This is a genomic window from Paenibacillus eucommiae, assembly GCF_017874215.1.
Classification (GTDB): Bacteria; Bacillota; Bacilli; order Paenibacillales; family NBRC-103111; genus Paenibacillus_AI; species Paenibacillus_AI eucommiae.
The window spans coordinates 481,411-499,694 of sequence record NZ_JAGGLB010000002.1; the positions used below are offsets into that span (position 1 = coordinate 481,411).

Genomic DNA, 18,284 nt, shown 5'->3' on the forward strand with positions numbered 1-18,284 from the left:
AGAGGAAAGGAGCACGAAAATGACACATAGCTTGCTGCTCGTCGATGATGAGAAAAAAGTACTTGAATTTATGGAGCCCTTTTTGCAACAGGAAGGATATCATACATTAACAGCCAGAACCGGCAAAGAAGCATTGCGACTAGCAAAGGAAGTCAGACCCTCTTTGGTCATTCTTGACTGGATGATGCCGGAAATGAGTGGAATTGATGTGTGCAGGGAGCTGCGCAAGCTTGGCCAGATGGGGATCATTATGGTGACTGCCAGAATCGAAGAAAGTGACAAAATCATTGGGCTTGAGGTCGGAGCTGACGATTATTTGACAAAGCCTTTTTCCTTGCGGGAGCTGGTTGCACGTATTCGTGCTGTACTTCGGCGTATAGAAGGCAATGAGAGTAAGGAAACTACGATGGAGCGCGGGGAACTGACGATTTCGGAATTAGAATGCCGTGTATGGAAACGGGGAATGGAAATTCAGCTAACACCTACGGAGTTCAAATTATTGTTAACACTAGCCTCCAGGCCTGGAATTGTCTACAGTCGGCTGCAATTACTAATGACAGCTATGGAAGACGATATTCTAAATGATGAGCGAACAACAGATGCCCATATTAGTCGTATTCGCAAAAAAATCGAGGATGACCCTTCAATGCCCGTCTATATCAAAACCGTATATGGATTTGGATACAGGTTCGGCGATCGGCCATGAGCGTTAACCGCAAGCTATTTATTGCGATGGCCTCATTCATTGTAGCGGTAAGCCTGGTATTTATTTTAATTACACACGTAGTCGTTCGGGAATCTCTCGGAGTCATTACAGAAATGTCCAAAGGAGAGGATATCGATGGCTTGTCCAGGGACTTTGTTCGCTACTATATAGAGAATGGACAATCTTGGGAAGGCATTGCTAAATTTGAACCCAGCATTGATAGCGCCGAGAAGGATCTATTCGTCAGCTACGTAATAACTTCCAAAGCACGGAAAGTACTGGCTGCCGGAGGAAGCGCTGAGGAAAAGCTGATCATGAACCTTGGGATCGAGCGAAGCTTGCAGATGGATGCTGCGACGATTGGTTATCTGCATTATTACGATCCAGAAGTAGCCAATCTATCCAAATTACGAATAGGTATCCCAACATCAGTCACTTTTCTGCTTTCAACTAGCTTAATTGTGTTTATTCCTGTTGCTCTTTTGGTCGCATATTGGATTTCAAGACGGTTTACTGCCCCTTTAAGACAGCTTGTTCCAGCTATTGATCGTATAGGGAATGGAGAGTATGGCACCCAGGTTCAAATTTCCTCCAAGGACGAATATGGCAAGGTCGCCGCGGCTGTTAACAGCATGTCTTCGCAGCTGCAGCATGCAGAGGAGATTCGGCGCAATCTCGTTGCCGACGTATCGCATGAGCTGCGAACGCCGCTCACCGTCATTCAAGGCAAATTGGATTTTCTCCAGCAGGATGGAAGGCTTATTGCACCAGAGGAACTGCTAACTCTGCAGGATGAGCTGATTCGTTTCACCCGCCTCGTGGACGATCTTCACCAGTTGTCACTGGCAGAAGCCAGGAAATTAACTTTTGAATACAAACAGACCGACGTACTTGCGCTGATGAAACGTACAGTGGACCGCGCCCTGCCCGGGGCACAGGATAAGGACATTGAAATCGTGCTTGAATGTGAAGCGCCTGATTCGATTATTCCTGTTGATCCCAATCGGATGAGTCAAGTATTTCTTAATCTGCTTGTGAATGCTGTTCGATATACCGCGTTCGGCGGTTCTATAAACATCCTGTTGAAAGATGAAAGAGATCCGTCAGCAAAAGCTTCATCAGAGAAGAACATGCTTTGCATTTCCATTACAGATAATGGTTCTGGTATCGCTCCCGAGCATCTCCCTTTCCTTTTCAACCGATTCTACCGGACGGATGAAGCGCGTACACGCAACAGCGGGGGAATGGGACTTGGACTAGCGATAGCCCAAGAATTCATTCTCATTCATAATGGAACCATTCAGGTGGAGAGCAATCTTGGCATCGGGACGACCTTTACAGTCAGGCTGCCCTATTAGGCAGCCCATGATTGCTAAAGTCAATATGTGAGGGATAGACTCAGTTAATGTTCACTCCACCCAAGCTGGCCCCTTGGACAAATAAACGTTCGATCTTCTTCTCTATACTTGGGTCGGGGATTAAAGGTGGTGCTTGATGGGGTTTGATCCGGGCATCGATAATCACAGTATCACATGCCCAATGCTTATTTTCATAATGACTGTTCACACCATAAATATCATGAGAAGGATTACTGCGGGTAAAGGTGGCCCAAAGAAAGTTTTTAACTGTCTCACTCATAAAACGGCTGTCATCACAAAGTATAATCATTGGACAGGTTGGAATTCCTCCCTTATCCTGAATAGCGATGCATAAAAGCTGCAGTTCTTCCTGCGCTTCTGCGTAAGTAATAAATTCAGGACCTTGAATAGCAATTATACCCGGCATCACCATACTTGCGTGTTCATAGCCTTGCAATTCTCTTAAAACACCTGGCACCTCTTTGCATAATTCTCTTTTTTTATCTCCATAAGCTGCGAAGACTACCTTGCTTCCGCTATTTAATCCGGTACCTGAATAATCAAGGGTATCTATAGTTGTATTCGTATAAAAATGAAGATCACGCCGAAGATCGATACGTTCCAGGATATAGGTTAAAAAATCCACTTCATGATGAGTATCTAAAAGCTGCTGCTCTTCTGCCGTTATAAATAAATATTTGGCCAGGCTCAATTGCCCTGTTCCTAAAATCCGATTGGCGATGGTCAGCATCTCGGCCGGCTGTTTGACTTGCTGATAAGGAGTGTAGCGTTCACTGCCAATGGCAAAAAGCAGAGGATGCACGCCTGCAGCATCTACAGCATGAACTTCTTTTACACCAGGAATTTCCTGCCTGATCGCATCACCTGTTATTTCATGGATAAGCTCTCCGAAGACGGTATCCTCTTGCGGCGGCCTGCCAACAACAGTAAATGGCCATATGGCATTTGGTTTGGCATACACCTTGTGCACCCTCATTAAAGGAAACGGATGGGTTAGGCTGTAATAGCCCAAATGATCGCCAAAAGGCCCTTCCGGCTTAGTTTCGCCTTGATGAATTTCTCCTGTTATAACAAAATCAGCATCATTACTAACACAGTAGCCATCAATATAGCTATAGTGGAAACGACGTCCTGAAAGCAATCCCGCAAAAGTCAGCTCACTGAGGCCCTCCGGCAAGGGCATAACGGCTGACAAGGTGTGCGCCGGAGGCCCCCCTATAAAAATGCTTACTTTTAAAGGAGCTCCCTGCTTGTTCGCTTTGTCCTGGTGGACACCGATGCCCCGATGGATCTGATAATGCAAGCCGATTTCTTTATCGATTTCATATTCATTGCCGCTCAGTTGGACCCGGTACATGCCCAAATTGGAATTCATAATGCCAGGCTTTTCTGGATCTTCTGTATACACCTGAGGCAGAGTAACAAAAGCACCGCCATCCATCGGCCAGCTTTGAATAAGGGGAAGGTCAGATATATGGATTTCCTGCAGCGTAGCTGGAGTGCCGCCGGATTGTTTCAAAGGCAGAGCCTTCCATGCAGCTAGCCCGGTCCCGATATGTTTAAACGGATTTTTTATTGCTTTTATGGGATCGCTGCGCAGAGTCATCACATTCTGCACCGCTTCCCATGTATCTCGAAATATAAACTTGCTGCGCTCTATGGTTCCGAAAAGATTGGACAACGCCCGAAATTTTGTTCCTTTAACATTTTCAAATAACAAGGCAGGGCCGTTCGCCTCATACACTTTCATATGAATCGCAGCCATCTCCAGATAAGGGTCCACTTCTTCATGAACACGAATTAAATGCCCATTTTTCTCCAAATCGATGATGCATTCTTCTAAATTGCGATACAATGGAATGGCTCCAATCTCTAAGTGGTTTATGTACAGTTATATATAGTAAAAACAAATTCAAGGTAGTTGTCAATCAAGCAGCGTGTTTCTTGCATTTATTAACTTAAAATAGCTTAAGTTCTTCTTAATTCTTAAGTTCTCCTGCAAAAAATAAAATTCTGCAGTATAGTAATACTAACAGCTACGTTGAGCAAGCGAGTCTTATGCAGCGTAATATTGAATTTTGGAAAGGAAATTTTTCATGCTATTTCATCAATTTCTGCCCCAGCCTCAATGGAGCGAACACATAGACAGCATTCTTGTTCAAGAAGACTTTAGCACGATCAACTTTGCCAACCGGAACCCGGTGAAGGTTCTGCCTTCCACGCTGGCAGTAATCGGGATTCAATATGGCAATCCAATGAAAGTTGTGACTAATAGTAGGGAGGATTTGTTGAGCACAAGCGGCATTACAGGCCTGCAAACTACTTACAAAACCTATAAAAGCACAGCCAGCATCGGAACAATTCTCATCCGTTTCAAGCCCGGTGGATTGACTTCATTTACTCCTTATCCTATTCATGAATTTCGAGACGCAAATGTAGATCTTAAGCTCATCTTCCCTGCTCATTTCGTTTCTGAAATGGAGCATCAGCTTCATGAAGCTGTTAATATGTCGGAACGCTTAACCATTGTGCATAAGTTTCTTTTATCTGTTTACAGGCATCATAAAGCGGATGAAATGATCAGGCAAATGTCCAGACAAATTCAGCAGCAATCAGGCCCTATATCCATTGGACAACTCGCTGGACAATTTTTTGCAAGCAAGCGCACAGTGGAACGGAGGTTCAAGGACTTTATTGGGATCTCTCCGAAAAAGTTTGCAAATATTGTGCGGTTCCAGCAAGCGATTCAACTCAGAAAAGCGGGAACCAATTATTTAGATATTGTGCATGCTTGCAATTTCAGTGATCACGCCCATTTCGCACATGACTTTAAAACTTTTACGGGATGCAGCCCTGAGCGTTTCTTTGGCAGCGAAGTCCAGCCGGAGCTGGCTAGACATTTCAATGACAACCATACCAAACCACTCATTCAACATACCATGTATCATTAGCAATCATGTACGATCTGCTAAAGAGTATCGCCACTTGATCGTGATCGGCAATTGATCGTGATCAAGTGACGATACTTCTTTTACGTTCAATAATGTCGCTTTTTTACAATGAGTATATCAGTTGAAATGATACGCTTATAACCATCAAGCACAATTTTTCTGAAGGAGCTGCATCAGCAATGTCCAGTACCGAAACTTCTCCCATTCGGAAGGATTTTCCTTTCGAATCCCGTTTCCTTGAAGTGGGTGGCTATAAGCTGCATTATATCGACCAGGGGAGCGGAGATCCTATTTTGTATTTGCATGGCAATCCGACCTGGTCCTACACATGGCGAAACGTGATCCCCTATTTTGAAAATTCAGCGCGCTGCATTGCGGTAGATCTCATCGGAATGGGCCGGTCAGATAAACCGGATATTGGTTATACTTTCCTTGAGCATGTCGAGTACATGACCCGTTTTATCGAAAAACTGGGCCTGAGAAATGTGATTCTCGTAGGTCACGATTGGGGTGTAGCAATCGGACTCCACTATGCCATGCTTCATCCGGGCAATGTGAAGGGAATCGCGATGATCGAGCCCCAAGCCTTATATCCTTCTGCGGACTGATCCGAATTTTCTCCACCGGAAGCGCAAGAGCTTTTCCAAATGCTTCGCGATCCTGAGAAGGGATGGCCTTTTATGCGGGAGCATAGTGTGTTCATTGAAGGAATGACTCGGACCATCATCCATCGGTCCATTAGCCCTGAAGAACACGACCATTTTCGAGAGCCCTTCAAGGATCAGGACAAACGTAAGCCCATGTGGGTGTTTCCAAATCAAATTCCAATCGGAGACCAGCCGAGTGAAGTCGTTGAGGCTGTCCATACACGTAACGCCTGGTTCACTGGGTCGCCCATCCCTAAGATCCTATTTTACGCTGCCCCTGGCTGCAATTTTCGCGAGCCACATTTGAATTGGTGCCGGACCAACTTGCAGAACTTGACTCTTTTCGATACCGGTGAGGGATATCACTATTTGCTTGAAGAGAATCCGCATGGCATCGCACAAGAACTCCATCGCTGGTTTCTTCAAATCAACGCGGCGAGCCATGACAACCATCTTTCTGAACAAATCTAAACCAAACTAAAACCAAACCACAAAACAACCTGAATCGCCCTGTTCATTGTTCATGACCAGGGCGATTCAGGTTACTATCGAGCTGAGAATCTAGATGTTTAAGCTTCCTTCATCAAGTCCTGAATCTTTTCGCCGATTTGATCCGGGCGCGCTCCATTTCAACGATGCGATTGCGAGGCTCTGCTTGGGTCTCCAATGTATTCAGCAGCTTTTGGGCAACAACTGCCACCTCTGAGACAGCAAGATTGAATGCTGCTTCATTCACCTTCGAAGGCTTGTTGAAGCCGGAAAGCTTCCTTACGAACTGGAGCGCAGCTGCCTGAATTTCCTCATCCGTAGCTGGTGGTGCGAAATTAAATAGCGTCTTAATATTTCGGCACATGATAGTCTCCTTTTGACTTTTTATTCATCTTACTATGCTTCTTTAGCCTTTTCCACCTTTTCACCGATTCAAATTGCCTGTTCGTTATTGATTTGCTATACTAAACTTACTTCAACAGAACGGAGGGGTTACGTGTGATAAATTTTTCCCGATTGAGAAAGTCATGCAGCTAATTGCTTGCTTTTCTTCTCAGCTTTGCCTGTGTGCAGAGTAATCGGGATTGGTCTGCCTATCCACGGACACCCCAGTTTATTTATAATGCAAGGAAAGAGGACTTTTTCTGAAGAAATTCGGAAGCTGTCCCCTTCTCTATTTTGCATGATGAATGGCTCTGGCATTCCTTTTACGATTACGACAAACACAGGCAGTGATGCGTCTGTGTTTTTAATTTTTTAATAAAAGGAGTGCATGCCCATGACACATTCAAAAGAAAATCTGGATATTATTGATGAAATGGTAGCTATAGCAAACCAAAATGGCTTGCGGGTGAACGCTGAGCATGTTGAAATAAATGAATCCGGTATGGATTTTCTTGTTGCTTTTGCAACGGATGAGGCCGGCGAAGCGTGGGTTCTGCGTAAGCCTAGACGGTCAGATGTATTTGAACGAGCCTCAAATGAATACAAGGTACTACTGCTTATTCGCGGGCAGCTTTCGATCCAAGTTCCGCAGTGGCATCAGTTCACGCCAGAGCTTATTGCATACCCACTGCTCAGCGGTCGGCCGATTGCCATTGTAGATCCCGCAGGTGGCGGGTACTTATGGCAGTATGAGCAGCATTCGCTTTCGAACACCTTCTTCGACTCGTTCGCACAAGCTTTAGCCGATCTACACAACATTGATCATGCACTGGCAGTTCAAGCAGGCGTTAAAATGAAAAGTCCACAGGAAGCGCGCGAAGCTTTCAACAATAATATGGAGGAGATTGCGCAAAGCTTTACGATTCCTGATAGTCTTCAAGAGCGTTGGAATGCCTGGTTGGCAGATGATTCTTACTGGCCCCGGCATTCCGTGCTAAGCCACGGCGATATGCACCCTCCTCACATACTTGTTGATGAGACGCAGCGCGTGACAGGTTTTCTAGACTGGACGGAGGCTGAGATTACCAATCCCGGAAAAGATTTTGTCATTTATTTTGCTCTTTTCGGCGAGGTTGGGCTTAAGGACCTGCTCGTAAGATATGAGAAAGCTGGAGGCAAAGTATGGACTCGCATGCATGAGCACATTACCGAACAGTGGGCTGCCTATCCAGCATTAGTAGCAAAATTTGCGCTGCTTACTGGGAAAGAATCCGATATGGAAATGGCCAGAGGCATGCTGGAGAGCTGGAACACACATTCATCCTGACCGCTAAACTTATAGCTATAGCCTGTACTCTGTCACAAAGTTATCAAATAAACCACACCTTCAAAAGTGTGGTTTTATTTGATAACCTAAGCATATCTCCCTACAAGCTTGTTACTTCTATCCACTTATTTATGATTTCCACAAGCTTTTCTTCCTTAGCCTTCACATCATTCATATCAGTAAATTTCACAATAGCTCTGTCGGCAGCTGCCCAGTCCAATAACCCTGTAGTGTCATCAAATAAGGGTCCCTTTCCCGGGTTATCCTTCACCTTGGCTCCACAATGAAAAATAAGCCGAAAAAATCCTTTACTATGGAAATTAAACGTGAACCTGTCTTCATTGTTATAACAGAAACTTGGGGCATTCCATTTTATGTGTTCGCTCAAATGATTGTTAGCGCTTAAAATGATTTTACGGACTTCTTCAATTTCCTTCTTTTGGGGATGCTCAAAATTGTTCATATACTCAGCTACTTGTTGTGTCTTATTCATTTTCATATTTATTTCTAACTCCTTTGCTTTTGGCGATTAAAGTTCTCCCTCCAGTATCTTCTCCAGATACAGTTCAGGATGAGCAAGAAACTCAGCAAAGCTGCATACATCCGCATACTCCTGATGCTCCTCATCATAATAGCCTACACATTTGCTCTTCGGGTTCCAGACAATCACGATATGGGAGTAGTTATCTACTTCTGAGGACAGCCGCAGCAGCTTTTGCCGCCCAACCTTCATCTCAATCGTATCGGTGAAAGAAAAAAAACGCACATATTCAATGCCTAAATCGTTATCCGGCAGCCCCACATTAAGCTTGTCTCCCTCAAGAAAGGTCGTGAGGTCCTGAGGCAGCTTATAGCTTTTTAAAGCATATCGCTTATTTTCCAGGCTATGAAACTCCAGCGGTTCCAGCGCTTTCAAATAGTCGGCCATTTCCGTATTCCTATTGCTCACAGCAATCGTATAGGCGCGATCTCCGCCCTTTTCAGCAATTGTAACATCTGCGCCGTGCTCGACAAGGTACTTTACCATTGCAAAATCATTATTTCTTGCCGCAACCGTTAAAGGAGTAGCTTTATACGGATATACTTGATCCGGTTCATTATAATTAATATCCGCGCCATGCTCGAGAAAAAAAGCTGCTGTCTTTATATCATGATCGGAAGCCGCCATTCGCAGCGTTTTGCCGCCATGCTTTTGAATATCCAGACCGAGTTCGTGAATGAGCGGGATGTTCTTTTTGTTTCCGTAGTAGGCTTGTTCATAGGCACCAGACTTCAAATGATTGAGCACATGCAGATTAGCCCCGTGTGTATGTACATAACGGACGATTTGCTCTCCGCAATAACGTACAGCGGTTAAGATGGCTGGGTTATTGGGGGTATTTAAATTAGCTCCCTGCTCCACCAGCAGCTTTAAGACTTCCTGCTGTCCGGTAATAAGTGAAATATCCAGCGGGCTTAATTTGGTATGCTTGCTGAGCTCGATAGATTCCTCGATATTCCAACCGTTGGCAAGTGCTTTATTTAGAGCCGGAATATTCCCTTCGTAAATTTGCATCGCAATTTCGGGAAGAGATCCGAAATTGCCGATATCCTTTAGTTTGATCATGTCCGCTCCCTCTCTCTGTTGCGTTACCAGCTTTATTTTTCATAATGAGTATGCTATTTTATTATATACTACGAGTATAGCAAACACTAGTTCCTATGTATAGCTTAAACACCCCCGGCAAACAAAAATGTTGGGAGTGCTTACACTGCTTACCCGCAGCAGGAATCGCAGAGGATGAAGGATCACCCTGCATGTGAAACCGGCTTGACGGATGTATCCACAGGTACTGTATATCTTTCCTGGTCCTGCTACCACCGTAATACTTAGTTTAATACTCCGTTTAGCCGATCAATAAGGTTTTTAAGGGACTCGATATTGTCTGCATAATGCCGCACATCGCTGCCCGCCCATTTGTCCGCTTGTTCTCTGTTAAAAGTAAAGTTATAGGATGCTCCATCAAAATTTCCAGTATTATCGATGATTTTATAGCTAATATTTTCTACATTATCAATCAAGCTAAAGAGCAGTATGGAATTTCTATTAAAAGCATCCCCGCTTATAGCTCCAGATACAGCAGTAAGCTCGGAAGCATCGCTCATCATTAATTGAATCGTTATACCGAAGGGAGGATTCGCTGTTTGAAGCTCCACAGTTCCCCGCTTGATACCAACCGGTAAAGGCATAGCGTCAATGAGCGCAACAACTTTACTGTTATTGCCTACATACGGTGTTTGATTATCGATTAGAGCCTCTATCCCGTATCCTGAATAGGATGATTTTGCAGGTAAATCAATCTGACTTTTCGGATTTGCCGTGAATGCTGTAAGCAGCGAAACTGTTGCAACGATGGTAAGGGCAGCAGCCCATACAGCCGGTTTTCTATATGAAAGTATGTTTGTAATCCTTGATTTAATATGGCTCTCCCCAAAGGCAAGCGGACTGCCCATATGCAAACCGCTTCTTTTAACGGAAATTGAAAGCAGTGAATTTGAATAGCCCCCCTTGCTGTCCATGCCCATTTTTTTAATCACATTTTCATCGCAAGACATTTCCATATCCTTACTCATCAGCACAAATGATAACCACATGATAGGGTTAAACCAATGAACAATCAGCACTAAAAACGAAAAAGGTTTCACAAGATAATCCCATCTTTGGATATGGGTTTGTTCATGCGCTAAAATATATGGCCATTCATTTGCAGAAAGATTTACAGGCACATAAATTTTAGGCCTAATTAAACCAAATACAAAGGGCGTGTCGATTCTGTCTGTTTCAAAAATGTTATCACGAACCAAGGTAGCTGTTCTGATCTTTCTGATCACTTTAAGATAGGAAATCACACTGTAGCCAAGCAGCACAACAATCCCGAGTATCCAGACGCTGCTTATCAAAGACATGTAAACTTGCATCGGATTTGCGCTTGCCGTGGGTGTTGCAGCAGGCAGGAGGTTGTTGACTACTTGATTGATGCTGGTAATGCCCGTTTCAATACTTGGAATTTGCATGAGTCCTATATTGTAAGGAAGATACTCTATTATCCCTGTATCGCCATGTACCTTTGGCTTAATAAAATTTAGGAAGCTAATATCAGAGGTAAAAGAAACAGGACAAACAAGTCTAATCAGCACAGCAGACCAAAGCACATACGAAAATATTTTGGGCAACCTTCTTATCAATAAGCGAATAAGCAGCACACCTAGCGCTATATATGAGGCAGTAATGCTCATGTTTAATACGGTAGTGAATAACATACTCATTTTGTTGCCCTCTCTATAATTCCCTTAAGCTCATTAGCCTGCTGCTCAGAAATTTTTTTCCCTCCTAAGAATGCTGTTAAAAATTGAGGAAGCGAGCCGTCGAAAGCTTTGTCTATGATAGCATTGCTTTCATATTTCTGCGTGTCTTCGCGCTTTAATAGTGAGCTTACCATAGAATTCTCGTTTTGCAGTATTCCTCTCTCACATAATTTGCGCAGCACCGTGTAAGTAGTGGATTTCTTCCATCCCAGCTTCTCCAGGCAAAGTCTAACCAGCTCAGTTGAATTCACTGGCTCGTTATCCCATATGATGTTCACGAACTTATATTCTGCATCAAAAAGCTTATACGGCTCCATCTTTTTCTCCTCCTTATAAGATCAACGCTTTAGCGGCCTTGTATAACAAAAAGGTCTATCACGATAGACCCTCCCTGGAGTTTATCGCAATAAACCTATTTTGTCAACACGACCCTAAGATTACTCCGCCGTAAACGTATATGTGGACATAGATTGGATGTCCTTGATATTTTCCGCGTATGACTTCAACAGCTTTGCTTCAGATCGAATTTGTGATATTAATTTTTCTGGGATATGATCCAAATCTTTAAGTTCATTTAAATAATCCGATAAAGTTATATCGATTTCCCATTTGCCATATTGCAAACTGTGGAATCAATGATTTCTTCTTTTATGATATTCCAGCCGGCATTTGCAGCTAATTCTTGAATATCACCTGGAGTAAACAGGGTGCGTATATTGTATAGACTGTTTTCTTTAAAACACTCATACTATGGTGGAAAAAGGTTTTCATTACTCCTGAGGCATTTGACTCATATCCATATACAGGACATTCCAGCGATGACCATCCAAATCAGTGAAACCGGCGCCGTACATCCAGCCCTGCCCTTGAGGCTTGCTATAGGCTGTGCCGCCTGCGTCTACTGCCCTTTGTATCATTTCATCTACTTCTTCTCTGCTCTCAGCATCAATGGAAAGCAATACTTCGGTGCCTTGATTCGTATCTGCAATTTCATTCCCCGTAAAACCTTTGAAAGCAGCCTCCGGAAAAAGCATCACCATTACATTCTTGTCTCCAATAATCAGGCCAGCCATTTCGTTACTATTCATATGCCGGGGATGAAAAGAAAATCCAAGCTTGGTGAAAAACTCTTTAGACTTCTCAAGATCCTTCACTGGAAGATTTAACCACAATTCTTTAGTCATAGTTATGACTCCTTCACCCTAGTATAGTTTATTTACACAACCTGACAACTTCATAGTATCATAAAAAATGGGCCGCGGCTTCTTCTGGATTGCTATATCTATTTACAGAGAATTGGAAGCCTGAACAAGAAGGTTAGCTAGTAATACTCCGGCATTTGGCCATCGCGAATTTTGCTGTTACATCCTGATTCGTAATAGATAATTTTAGAATTCCTAGAAGCTACTCATCCTTTCCGCTTATTCCATAGAAAAACAAATAATTTAATTCTTCGACGAATTGTTCTATATCCCCATGCTCCTTGGCAATGTCCAGCAATTGTTGGGAGTGCCTAAAAAACATATCAATAAAGGTTAATATAGTGGGGGTGGAAATCTTACTGGACATCTCCCCCCTTTCTTTACCCTCGTTGATGAGACGAATCATGATCGGCATGACCTTTCCCTTGTACTCTTCAATATAACGATACAATTCAGCATCTTCTGTCATTAAATCTCTTAACACATTATAGGGTAGCGTTTGAGACGCTCCTTTTCCGCGCATAATGCTGTACTGTACGATTTCTTTCAAGGAATGCTTTTCGTCTATATAAGCCTCAAATTCAGCAGTAGTCTTGTTCAAATAATCCTTAAATACTTCACGTAAAAGCGCTTCTTTGCTGCCGAAATAATTGTAAATCGTGACCTGAGATACATTTGCTTTCTTTGCTATATCTGCTACCCGTATCCTCTTAGGCTCCCACGTTTTTAGCATTTCGAATGTGTTCTGTATGATCTTCTCTTTAATCCGCTCGGCTCTTTTCTCGAAACCATTCATGAGATTCTCCCCTTATCTGCAGCTAAGTTGTGATTTCGTGAATTTGATGAACTATATCGCAAATAAATTTCATTATTTAATTGACATTATTATTGCTCAAGCGTATTATAACATATGAAATATATGTTTCATAATAGTTCATTATTTTCCCGCGGACTGAACCCCGGAAACCATACCTAGGCATTCCAGCAAAAAAGCAGAAAACCACATTACATGGTTTCTGCTTTTTTTATTTAAACCTAAACATCTCAGATACTTAAGCATCCAACTGAAAGGCAATATCCTAAAATCGCCAATGATCTGGAGTGAATAAACATAGGCTGGATCAACGAATACCGTTAAGCAGCATTCGCAGAGTCTGCAAACAATCTTCCATAGCTTCGGCAGCGTCCGCCGCATCCGGTATTTGGGCAAGCCAAAGTGCCGCCTCATTCATTGCGCCTGAAAGCAAATGTGTGGCTGCCTCCAGCCGGATGTGTTTGAGATAGCCATGCTGCTGCACCAGCTCCAGCTGTCCATGCAACAGCCGCATAGACTGCTGCTCATCCAGCAGCCGCCACTCCTCCCAGCCAAGAACGGCTGGTCCATCTACAAGCATAATCCGCTTGTTTTTTGGCTCTGTTGCCACGGTCACAAATGCCCGGCAACCCAGATACAATTGCTCCCACAGATCATCACTGAGCGCAGCCTCCTCCTCCAGCCGCTGTGCCACTTCACTCTGAACAAGCTCCAGCACTGCACGGAACAACCCTTTCTTGCTGCCAAAATGATGATATACAGCACCGCGGGTCACCTCAGCGCTTTTGGCTATTTCCTCCAATGAACAGTCGGCATAACCTTGCTGGGTAAAATGATGCCGCGCAACTTCCCGCAGTTTATGGATGGTCTCATCTGTATCTTTCTTATTTCTTCTCATCCGTCTTCTCCTCTGTCACACAGATTCCAAATCCAAATAATTGGATCTCTCTTCTTCCGAGGGTGGAATCATGGCAATTACATCTATCAATACACCGCTTGGATCAGAAAGGATAAAATGCCGCTGCCCGAAATCCTCATCCCTAATATCCTGTTCCAGCGTCAGCTTGGCATCCAGCACCAATCGCTCGTATTCGCTATCCACATTATCAACTTCCATGTTCAGAATCAACCCCTCTGCCCTCTTGCGATAAGTAGCGGGAATCGTCGGATGCCCCGCATCCAGCAGTGCCAGCTCATACGATCCCTGCTGGTCTCCTCTTGTCCGCAAACTCACATACCAATCCGACTCATATACAATTTCAAACCCAAAGTACCGTTGATAAAATTCAGCGCTTTTCGCAACATCCGGTGTCATGATAACTGGATAGAAACTATTGATTTTCAAAATTAAGTTCCCCCTTGTAAGAATGGTTTTACAGTATAAATGAATTTTAATATACATACTGAATGTATGTAAATGTACAATCCTACTTTTTTTCTTACTGCTTTATGCTCCTCAGCCAGGAATCACTTCTGTATTTCCTCCGGGCTGCGGTAATTCTCCAAAATCATTCATTCAAATAGGTCGATACCCTGTTTTGAATCAGCTTCGCTACCAGTTCAGCCGATTTTTGCCCGCCAAAAAAAGCTGCGGATTCCTCCGTAATAATTTCTTCCACCTTGGAAGGCCTATACTCCACAGCATGGATCGCATCGTAAAGATAAGATTCCAGGTCTTGAATATGTGCTTCTGTGACCTTAAACTCCTTGCCTTTCAACGCTCCTTCTTCATCAGCCTTTACAGACCCTACCTGCAAGAGCTGCTGTACCTGCTTTTTATAAGCCTGTTTATTTAGTGGAAAGCCTCCTGGTTCTGTCTCTTCCGAAATCAGATACTTGATGAAATCCCAGGCTTCTTTTTGGACCGCAGATTTGGCATGGATACCGATGGTTGTCTCCGTCCGGAAAAAACCTCCGGCTTGCTGCCCTTCCGCCTTTGGTTTACTATACAGCTTGGGTTTGTTGTACATCTCCATATATTGCGTACCGGCAAGTATATAACTTCGGATGGAAGTGATCGTATCCATTCTAAAAAAAGTATCTGAACGACTCTGGTGATTCACTACTTTTTCATCGATCATCGTTTTTACCTGCTTCATTAAACGGGTGAACGCTTCGGATTCGAAATTCGACTTCCGGTTTACCGGATCCACAAATTGGCCGTAGGTCTCATTCACCATTTCATTCAATAAGACAATCGCATCACCGAAAAATGCATATTCATGACCGCCTTGCTGCGCCAGCTCCTTCGCTGTCTGGATGAACTGATTCCAAGTCCAGCTGTTGTCATCGAAGGTTATGCCGGTTTTCTTAATAGCTTCTTCATCACCGATCAATCCATACAAATAGAATCTGACAGGAATCCCGTAAACGCTGCCGTCCAGCTTCACATTGTCCAGAATGTTAGTGAAATACTGCTCTTTTTGAAACCCGGGGTCCTTTTCCATCATCTCGCTCAAATTCATCAACATTTTCTTATTCACATACTGACCCATGGGCAGCTGGTCCATCTCCAGCAGATCCGGTCCTTTGCCTGTCAGCATTTGTGTATTCGTTGTTTTAACGAACTTTTCATGGTTGGCTTCCCAGTTGGCATCATCGCCAATGGCATGGGCATAGGTTAACTGAATCGCAATGTTCGGATGCTTCGCTTCATAATTCTTTACCGCTTCTTTTAAAAAGTCACTTTCATAAAATGTTGAAAAAACAATGGTTTTCCTGCCCTCATTTGAAGCGGCTGCCAGGGCTTCTTCCGTTTCTGCAGTTGTCTTTTGTGGGGTATCCTTCACGTTACCATTATCCGGCTGTTCCACATTTTCACGATCAGAATTACTGCTGCACGCCGCCATGGTGAAGAGAAGCAAGCAGCTTATCAGAAGCAATCCGTATTTGTTCATCTCGATCTCCCTCTCAGAATTTATTCATTCAAGACCGTAGTAACCCTATTTTGAACCAGCTTAGCTACGGCTTCAGCCGATTTTTGTCCATTGAAAAAAGCTTTGGATTCTTCTAAAATGATATCCTCCACTTTGGAAGGTTTAAATTCAACAGGATGAATCGCATCGGAGATATAGGAATTCAGCCTTAGAATATCCTCTTCTCTCACCTTAAATATTTGACCATGCGCTTGTCCTTCTTCATCGGCTTTCACCGATCCTTCTTGTAAAATTTGCTGAGCCAGCTTCTGATAAACATTTTTGTTCAGTGGAAAGCCTCCCGGATTTACCTCATCAGAGATGAGGAACTTGACAAAATCCCAAGCCTCCTTTTTTACAGATGAGTTGGCATTAATCCCAATCGTTGTTTCCGTGCGGAAAAATCCCCCTGGCTTTTGACCCTCTGCTATCGGCTTATTATAAAGCTTTCTTTGTTTGAATGTGTTCACATTTTGTGTCGTACCAGAAAGAATAAAGTTCCGGATAGAGCTAAACATATCCTCTATGAAGTATGTATCCGGAAAATCATAAGCCCCACTAATCACTTTTTCATCGAACATCGTTTTTATTTGTTTCATCAGGCTGGCAAATTCACCGGAGTCGAAATTTCCTTTGCGCTTTATCTGATCCACATAGGCTGCGTAATCGCCCTTTACCATTTGACTCAGCATGTACTCCGGTCTCCCCATAAATGCATACTCACGATCTCCTTTCTGTTTCAGCTCCTTCACCGTCTCGATGAACTGACTCCATGTCCAATTCTTATCGTCGAACGTTACTCCTGTTTTATTAATCGCTTCTTCATCGCCAATGATTCCATACAGGTAGAATCTCACAGGCATGCCATAGACACCGCCATTAAGCTTCACATTATCCAAAATATTTGTGAAATACTGCTCTCTTTGGAACGATGGATCGTTATCCATCATTTCGCTCATATTTGCAAGCACCTTTTTATTCACATACTGACCGATGGGCAGCTGGTCCATCTCCAGCAGATCGGGTCCTTTGCCAGTCAGCATTTGCGTATTCGTCGTTTTTACGAACTTTTCATGATTGGCTTCCCAATTGGCATCTTCGCCATTGGCATGGGCATGGATCAGCTGGATCTCAAAGTTTGGATGCTTCGCTTCATATTTCTTTTTGGCCTCTTTCAAAAAATCACTTTCATAAAATGTTGAAAACACTATGGTTTTCTTACCCTGACTGGGCGAGTTTGTTACATGTTCTGACTGATCTCCAGTTGCCTCGGGCGGCAAAGTTTCTCTAGTCCCGCTATTAGATTTTTCTACTTCTCCACGATTTGACTGGTTGGGTTTTCCACTATCCGTACTGCTATTGCAGCTCGCGATTAAGCATACAAGCAAACTAATTATCAAGAATAGCCCCATTTTTCTCATGCCTATCGTCCTCTCTATATGTTCAAGCGATCTCGAATTCATCATTACTTTTTATTTCAAAGCGGGCCTGGCTTCTTCAGTTGATCCCGCTCTTTGCGATGGTCTAGATTCTCCCGTTGATTTAACTCTTGGTGCTGGTCTAGCTTCTTCTGTTGATCTCACTTCCTGAGCTGGTCTAGCTTCTTCTGTTGATTCTGCGCTTTGCGCTGGCTTAGGCTTTTCTGTAATTCTAACTCCTTGCGATGGTGTAAGTTCTGTTGGTGATGTGATTTCTGGTGTTGATGTGTTCTCTGGTGTTTCGGTGTTTTCTGGCGACAACGTAATTGTTGGTGATGGTGATACGGTTGGTGATGATGTGATCATATCCTCTTTATTCCCACTGCTGCTATCGCCCCCATTGCTATTATCGCAAGCAGCCGTAAGTATAATTAAAGCGAAGCTCAAATACATAAATCCCATTTTCCTCATGTCTCTCATCCTCTCTTAGCCGTTTCTATTTATTTGCATACCTATTTCCCTCTCACTATCATTTATAAAGCAAGGATGTTAATAACACTTCTCTAATTTGTAAACAAAATGTATCTAAAAAGTTTCATTGCCAGCGCACAGAAAAAATCCCTGAAACGCAAATAGGCATTCAGGGATTTTTGTCTGTTTGAACTTTGTGCTCGTGCGGTTGTAGCTGAGAGAGGGAAGGGCTTTGG

At 43.5% G+C, this 18,284-nt stretch carries 19 protein-coding genes; 6 read left to right on the forward strand and 13 right to left on the reverse strand.

Annotation, left to right across the window (positions count from 1 at the left end; all coding sequences use genetic code 11):
- Positions 1-19 precede the first annotated feature (19 nt).
- A complete protein-coding gene (locus tag J2Z66_RS04585) occupies positions 20-706 on the forward strand; it encodes a response regulator transcription factor (RefSeq protein WP_209970170.1) in 687 nt (228 codons plus the stop codon).
- Entirely contained in the window at positions 703-2,064 is a 1,362-nt protein-coding gene (locus J2Z66_RS04590) for a sensor histidine kinase (protein WP_209970171.1), read from the forward strand. The genes J2Z66_RS04585 and J2Z66_RS04590 overlap by 4 nt, the downstream gene beginning before the upstream one ends.
- A gap of 40 nt (positions 2,065-2,104) precedes the next feature.
- Here J2Z66_RS04590 and J2Z66_RS04595 read toward each other — a convergent pair whose 3' ends face one another.
- Positions 2,105-3,940, reverse strand: coding sequence for a UbiD family decarboxylase (locus J2Z66_RS04595; RefSeq protein WP_209970172.1), 1,836 nt, complete (start codon positions 3,938-3,940; stop codon positions 2,105-2,107).
- Between the two features lie 241 nt (positions 3,941-4,181).
- On the opposite strand from J2Z66_RS04595, the gene J2Z66_RS04600 reads away from it, so the two are divergent.
- From J2Z66_RS04600 to J2Z66_RS04610, 3 genes are all read left to right on the forward strand, one after another.
- Positions 4,182-5,036, forward strand: a complete 855-nt coding sequence (locus tag J2Z66_RS04600; RefSeq protein ID WP_209970173.1) for a helix-turn-helix domain-containing protein — start codon at positions 4,182-4,184, stop codon at positions 5,034-5,036.
- Positions 5,037-5,215: 179 nt separating this feature from the next.
- On the forward strand, positions 5,216-5,644 hold the full coding sequence (locus J2Z66_RS04605) for an alpha/beta fold hydrolase (RefSeq protein ID WP_209970174.1): 429 nt from the start codon (positions 5,216-5,218) through the stop codon (positions 5,642-5,644).
- Positions 5,645-5,716: 72 nt separating this feature from the next.
- Positions 5,717-6,154 (forward strand): hypothetical protein, encoded by a 438-nt coding sequence (locus J2Z66_RS04610; RefSeq protein WP_209970175.1) that lies wholly within the window; start codon positions 5,717-5,719, stop codon positions 6,152-6,154.
- A gap of 112 nt (positions 6,155-6,266) precedes the next feature.
- Here J2Z66_RS04610 and J2Z66_RS04615 read toward each other — a convergent pair whose 3' ends face one another.
- Positions 6,267-6,536 (reverse strand): DUF2277 domain-containing protein, encoded by a 270-nt coding sequence (locus J2Z66_RS04615; protein WP_209970176.1) that lies wholly within the window; start codon positions 6,534-6,536, stop codon positions 6,267-6,269.
- Positions 6,537-6,950: 414 nt separating this feature from the next.
- On the opposite strand from J2Z66_RS04615, the gene J2Z66_RS04620 reads away from it, so the two are divergent.
- A complete protein-coding gene (locus J2Z66_RS04620) occupies positions 6,951-7,883 on the forward strand; it encodes a macrolide 2'-phosphotransferase (protein ID WP_209970177.1) in 933 nt (310 codons plus the stop codon).
- A 100-nt stretch (positions 7,884-7,983) separates the two neighbouring features.
- On the opposite strand, the gene J2Z66_RS04625 is transcribed toward J2Z66_RS04620, so the two are convergent.
- The 11 genes from J2Z66_RS04625 to J2Z66_RS04675 all read right to left on the reverse strand — a co-directional run bounded on the left by J2Z66_RS04625 (position 7,984) and on the right by J2Z66_RS04675 (position 18,048).
- Entirely contained in the window at positions 7,984-8,382 is a 399-nt protein-coding gene (locus tag J2Z66_RS04625; protein ID WP_209970178.1) for a DUF1801 domain-containing protein, read from the reverse strand.
- Positions 8,383-8,412: 30 nt separating this feature from the next.
- Positions 8,413-9,489 (reverse strand): ankyrin repeat domain-containing protein, encoded by a 1,077-nt coding sequence (locus J2Z66_RS04630; protein WP_209970179.1) that lies wholly within the window; start codon positions 9,487-9,489, stop codon positions 8,413-8,415.
- A gap of 263 nt (positions 9,490-9,752) precedes the next feature.
- The gene (locus tag J2Z66_RS04635) at positions 9,753-11,189 is read right to left on the reverse strand and encodes a M56 family metallopeptidase (RefSeq protein ID WP_209970180.1); all 1,437 of its coding nucleotides are present in this window, start codon (positions 11,187-11,189) and stop codon (positions 9,753-9,755) included.
- Complete coding sequence (locus J2Z66_RS04640) at positions 11,186-11,545, reverse strand: BlaI/MecI/CopY family transcriptional regulator (protein ID WP_209970181.1); 360 nt, start codon at positions 11,543-11,545, stop codon at positions 11,186-11,188. The genes J2Z66_RS04635 and J2Z66_RS04640 overlap by 4 nt, the downstream gene beginning before the upstream one ends.
- A 453-nt stretch (positions 11,546-11,998) precedes the next feature.
- On the reverse strand, positions 11,999-12,412 hold the full coding sequence (locus J2Z66_RS04645) for a VOC family protein (protein ID WP_209970182.1): 414 nt from the start codon (positions 12,410-12,412) through the stop codon (positions 11,999-12,001).
- A gap of 220 nt (positions 12,413-12,632) precedes the next feature.
- Positions 12,633-13,226 carry a TetR/AcrR family transcriptional regulator gene (locus tag J2Z66_RS04650; RefSeq protein WP_209970183.1) on the reverse strand — a complete coding sequence of 198 codons (594 nt, stop codon included), beginning with the start codon at positions 13,224-13,226 and terminating at the stop codon, positions 12,633-12,635.
- Positions 13,227-13,551: 325 nt separating this feature from the next.
- A complete protein-coding gene (locus tag J2Z66_RS04655) occupies positions 13,552-14,142 on the reverse strand; it encodes a TetR/AcrR family transcriptional regulator (RefSeq protein WP_209970184.1) in 591 nt (196 codons plus the stop codon).
- 15 nt (positions 14,143-14,157) lie between these two features.
- The gene (locus tag J2Z66_RS04660; protein ID WP_209970185.1) at positions 14,158-14,589 is read right to left on the reverse strand and encodes a VOC family protein; all 432 of its coding nucleotides are present in this window, start codon (positions 14,587-14,589) and stop codon (positions 14,158-14,160) included.
- A 163-nt stretch (positions 14,590-14,752) separates the two neighbouring features.
- Positions 14,753-16,141 (reverse strand): ABC transporter substrate-binding protein, encoded by a 1,389-nt coding sequence (locus J2Z66_RS04665; protein ID WP_209970186.1) that lies wholly within the window; start codon positions 16,139-16,141, stop codon positions 14,753-14,755.
- Positions 16,142-16,161: 20 nt separating this feature from the next.
- Positions 16,162-17,580: an ABC transporter substrate-binding protein gene (locus J2Z66_RS04670; RefSeq protein WP_209970187.1), complete on the reverse strand. Its 1,419-nt coding sequence runs from the start codon at positions 17,578-17,580 to the stop codon at positions 16,162-16,164.
- Positions 17,581-17,631: 51 nt separating this feature from the next.
- Positions 17,632-18,048 carry a hypothetical protein gene (locus J2Z66_RS04675; RefSeq protein ID WP_209970188.1) on the reverse strand — a complete coding sequence of 139 codons (417 nt, stop codon included), beginning with the start codon at positions 18,046-18,048 and terminating at the stop codon, positions 17,632-17,634.
- Positions 18,049-18,284: the final 236 nt, after the last annotated feature.

Excerpts from the sequence above, each read along its gene's own strand:
- J2Z66_RS04585 (WP_209970170.1), top strand. The coding sequence starts at position 20 with ATGACACATAGCTTGCTGCTCGTCGATGATGAGAAAAAAGTACTTGAA.
- J2Z66_RS04590 (WP_209970171.1), top strand. The coding sequence starts at position 703 with ATGAGCGTTAACCGCAAGCTATTTATTGCGATGGCCTCATTCATTGTA.
- J2Z66_RS04600 (WP_209970173.1), top strand. The coding sequence starts at position 4,182 with ATGCTATTTCATCAATTTCTGCCCCAGCCTCAATGGAGCGAACACATA.
- J2Z66_RS04605 (WP_209970174.1), top strand. The coding sequence starts at position 5,216 with ATGTCCAGTACCGAAACTTCTCCCATTCGGAAGGATTTTCCTTTCGAA.
- J2Z66_RS04610 (WP_209970175.1), top strand. The coding sequence starts at position 5,717 with ATGCGGGAGCATAGTGTGTTCATTGAAGGAATGACTCGGACCATCATC.
- J2Z66_RS04615 (WP_209970176.1), bottom strand. The coding sequence starts at position 6,536 with ATGTGCCGAAATATTAAGACGCTATTTAATTTCGCACCACCAGCTACG.
- J2Z66_RS04620 (WP_209970177.1), top strand. The coding sequence starts at position 6,951 with ATGACACATTCAAAAGAAAATCTGGATATTATTGATGAAATGGTAGCT.
- J2Z66_RS04625 (WP_209970178.1), bottom strand. The coding sequence starts at position 8,382 with ATGAAAATGAATAAGACACAACAAGTAGCTGAGTATATGAACAATTTT.
- J2Z66_RS04630 (WP_209970179.1), bottom strand. The coding sequence starts at position 9,489 with ATGATCAAACTAAAGGATATCGGCAATTTCGGATCTCTTCCCGAAATT.
- J2Z66_RS04635 (WP_209970180.1), bottom strand. The coding sequence starts at position 11,189 with ATGAGTATGTTATTCACTACCGTATTAAACATGAGCATTACTGCCTCA.
- J2Z66_RS04640 (WP_209970181.1), bottom strand. The coding sequence starts at position 11,545 with ATGGAGCCGTATAAGCTTTTTGATGCAGAATATAAGTTCGTGAACATC.
- J2Z66_RS04645 (WP_209970182.1), bottom strand. The coding sequence starts at position 12,412 with ATGACTAAAGAATTGTGGTTAAATCTTCCAGTGAAGGATCTTGAGAAG.
- J2Z66_RS04650 (WP_209970183.1), bottom strand. The coding sequence starts at position 13,226 with ATGAATGGTTTCGAGAAAAGAGCCGAGCGGATTAAAGAGAAGATCATA.
- J2Z66_RS04655 (WP_209970184.1), bottom strand. The coding sequence starts at position 14,142 with ATGAGAAGAAATAAGAAAGATACAGATGAGACCATCCATAAACTGCGG.
- J2Z66_RS04665 (WP_209970186.1), bottom strand. The coding sequence starts at position 16,141 with ATGAACAAATACGGATTGCTTCTGATAAGCTGCTTGCTTCTCTTCACC.
- J2Z66_RS04670 (WP_209970187.1), bottom strand. The coding sequence starts at position 17,580 with ATGAGAAAAATGGGGCTATTCTTGATAATTAGTTTGCTTGTATGCTTA.
- J2Z66_RS04675 (WP_209970188.1), bottom strand. The coding sequence starts at position 18,048 with ATGAGGAAAATGGGATTTATGTATTTGAGCTTCGCTTTAATTATACTT.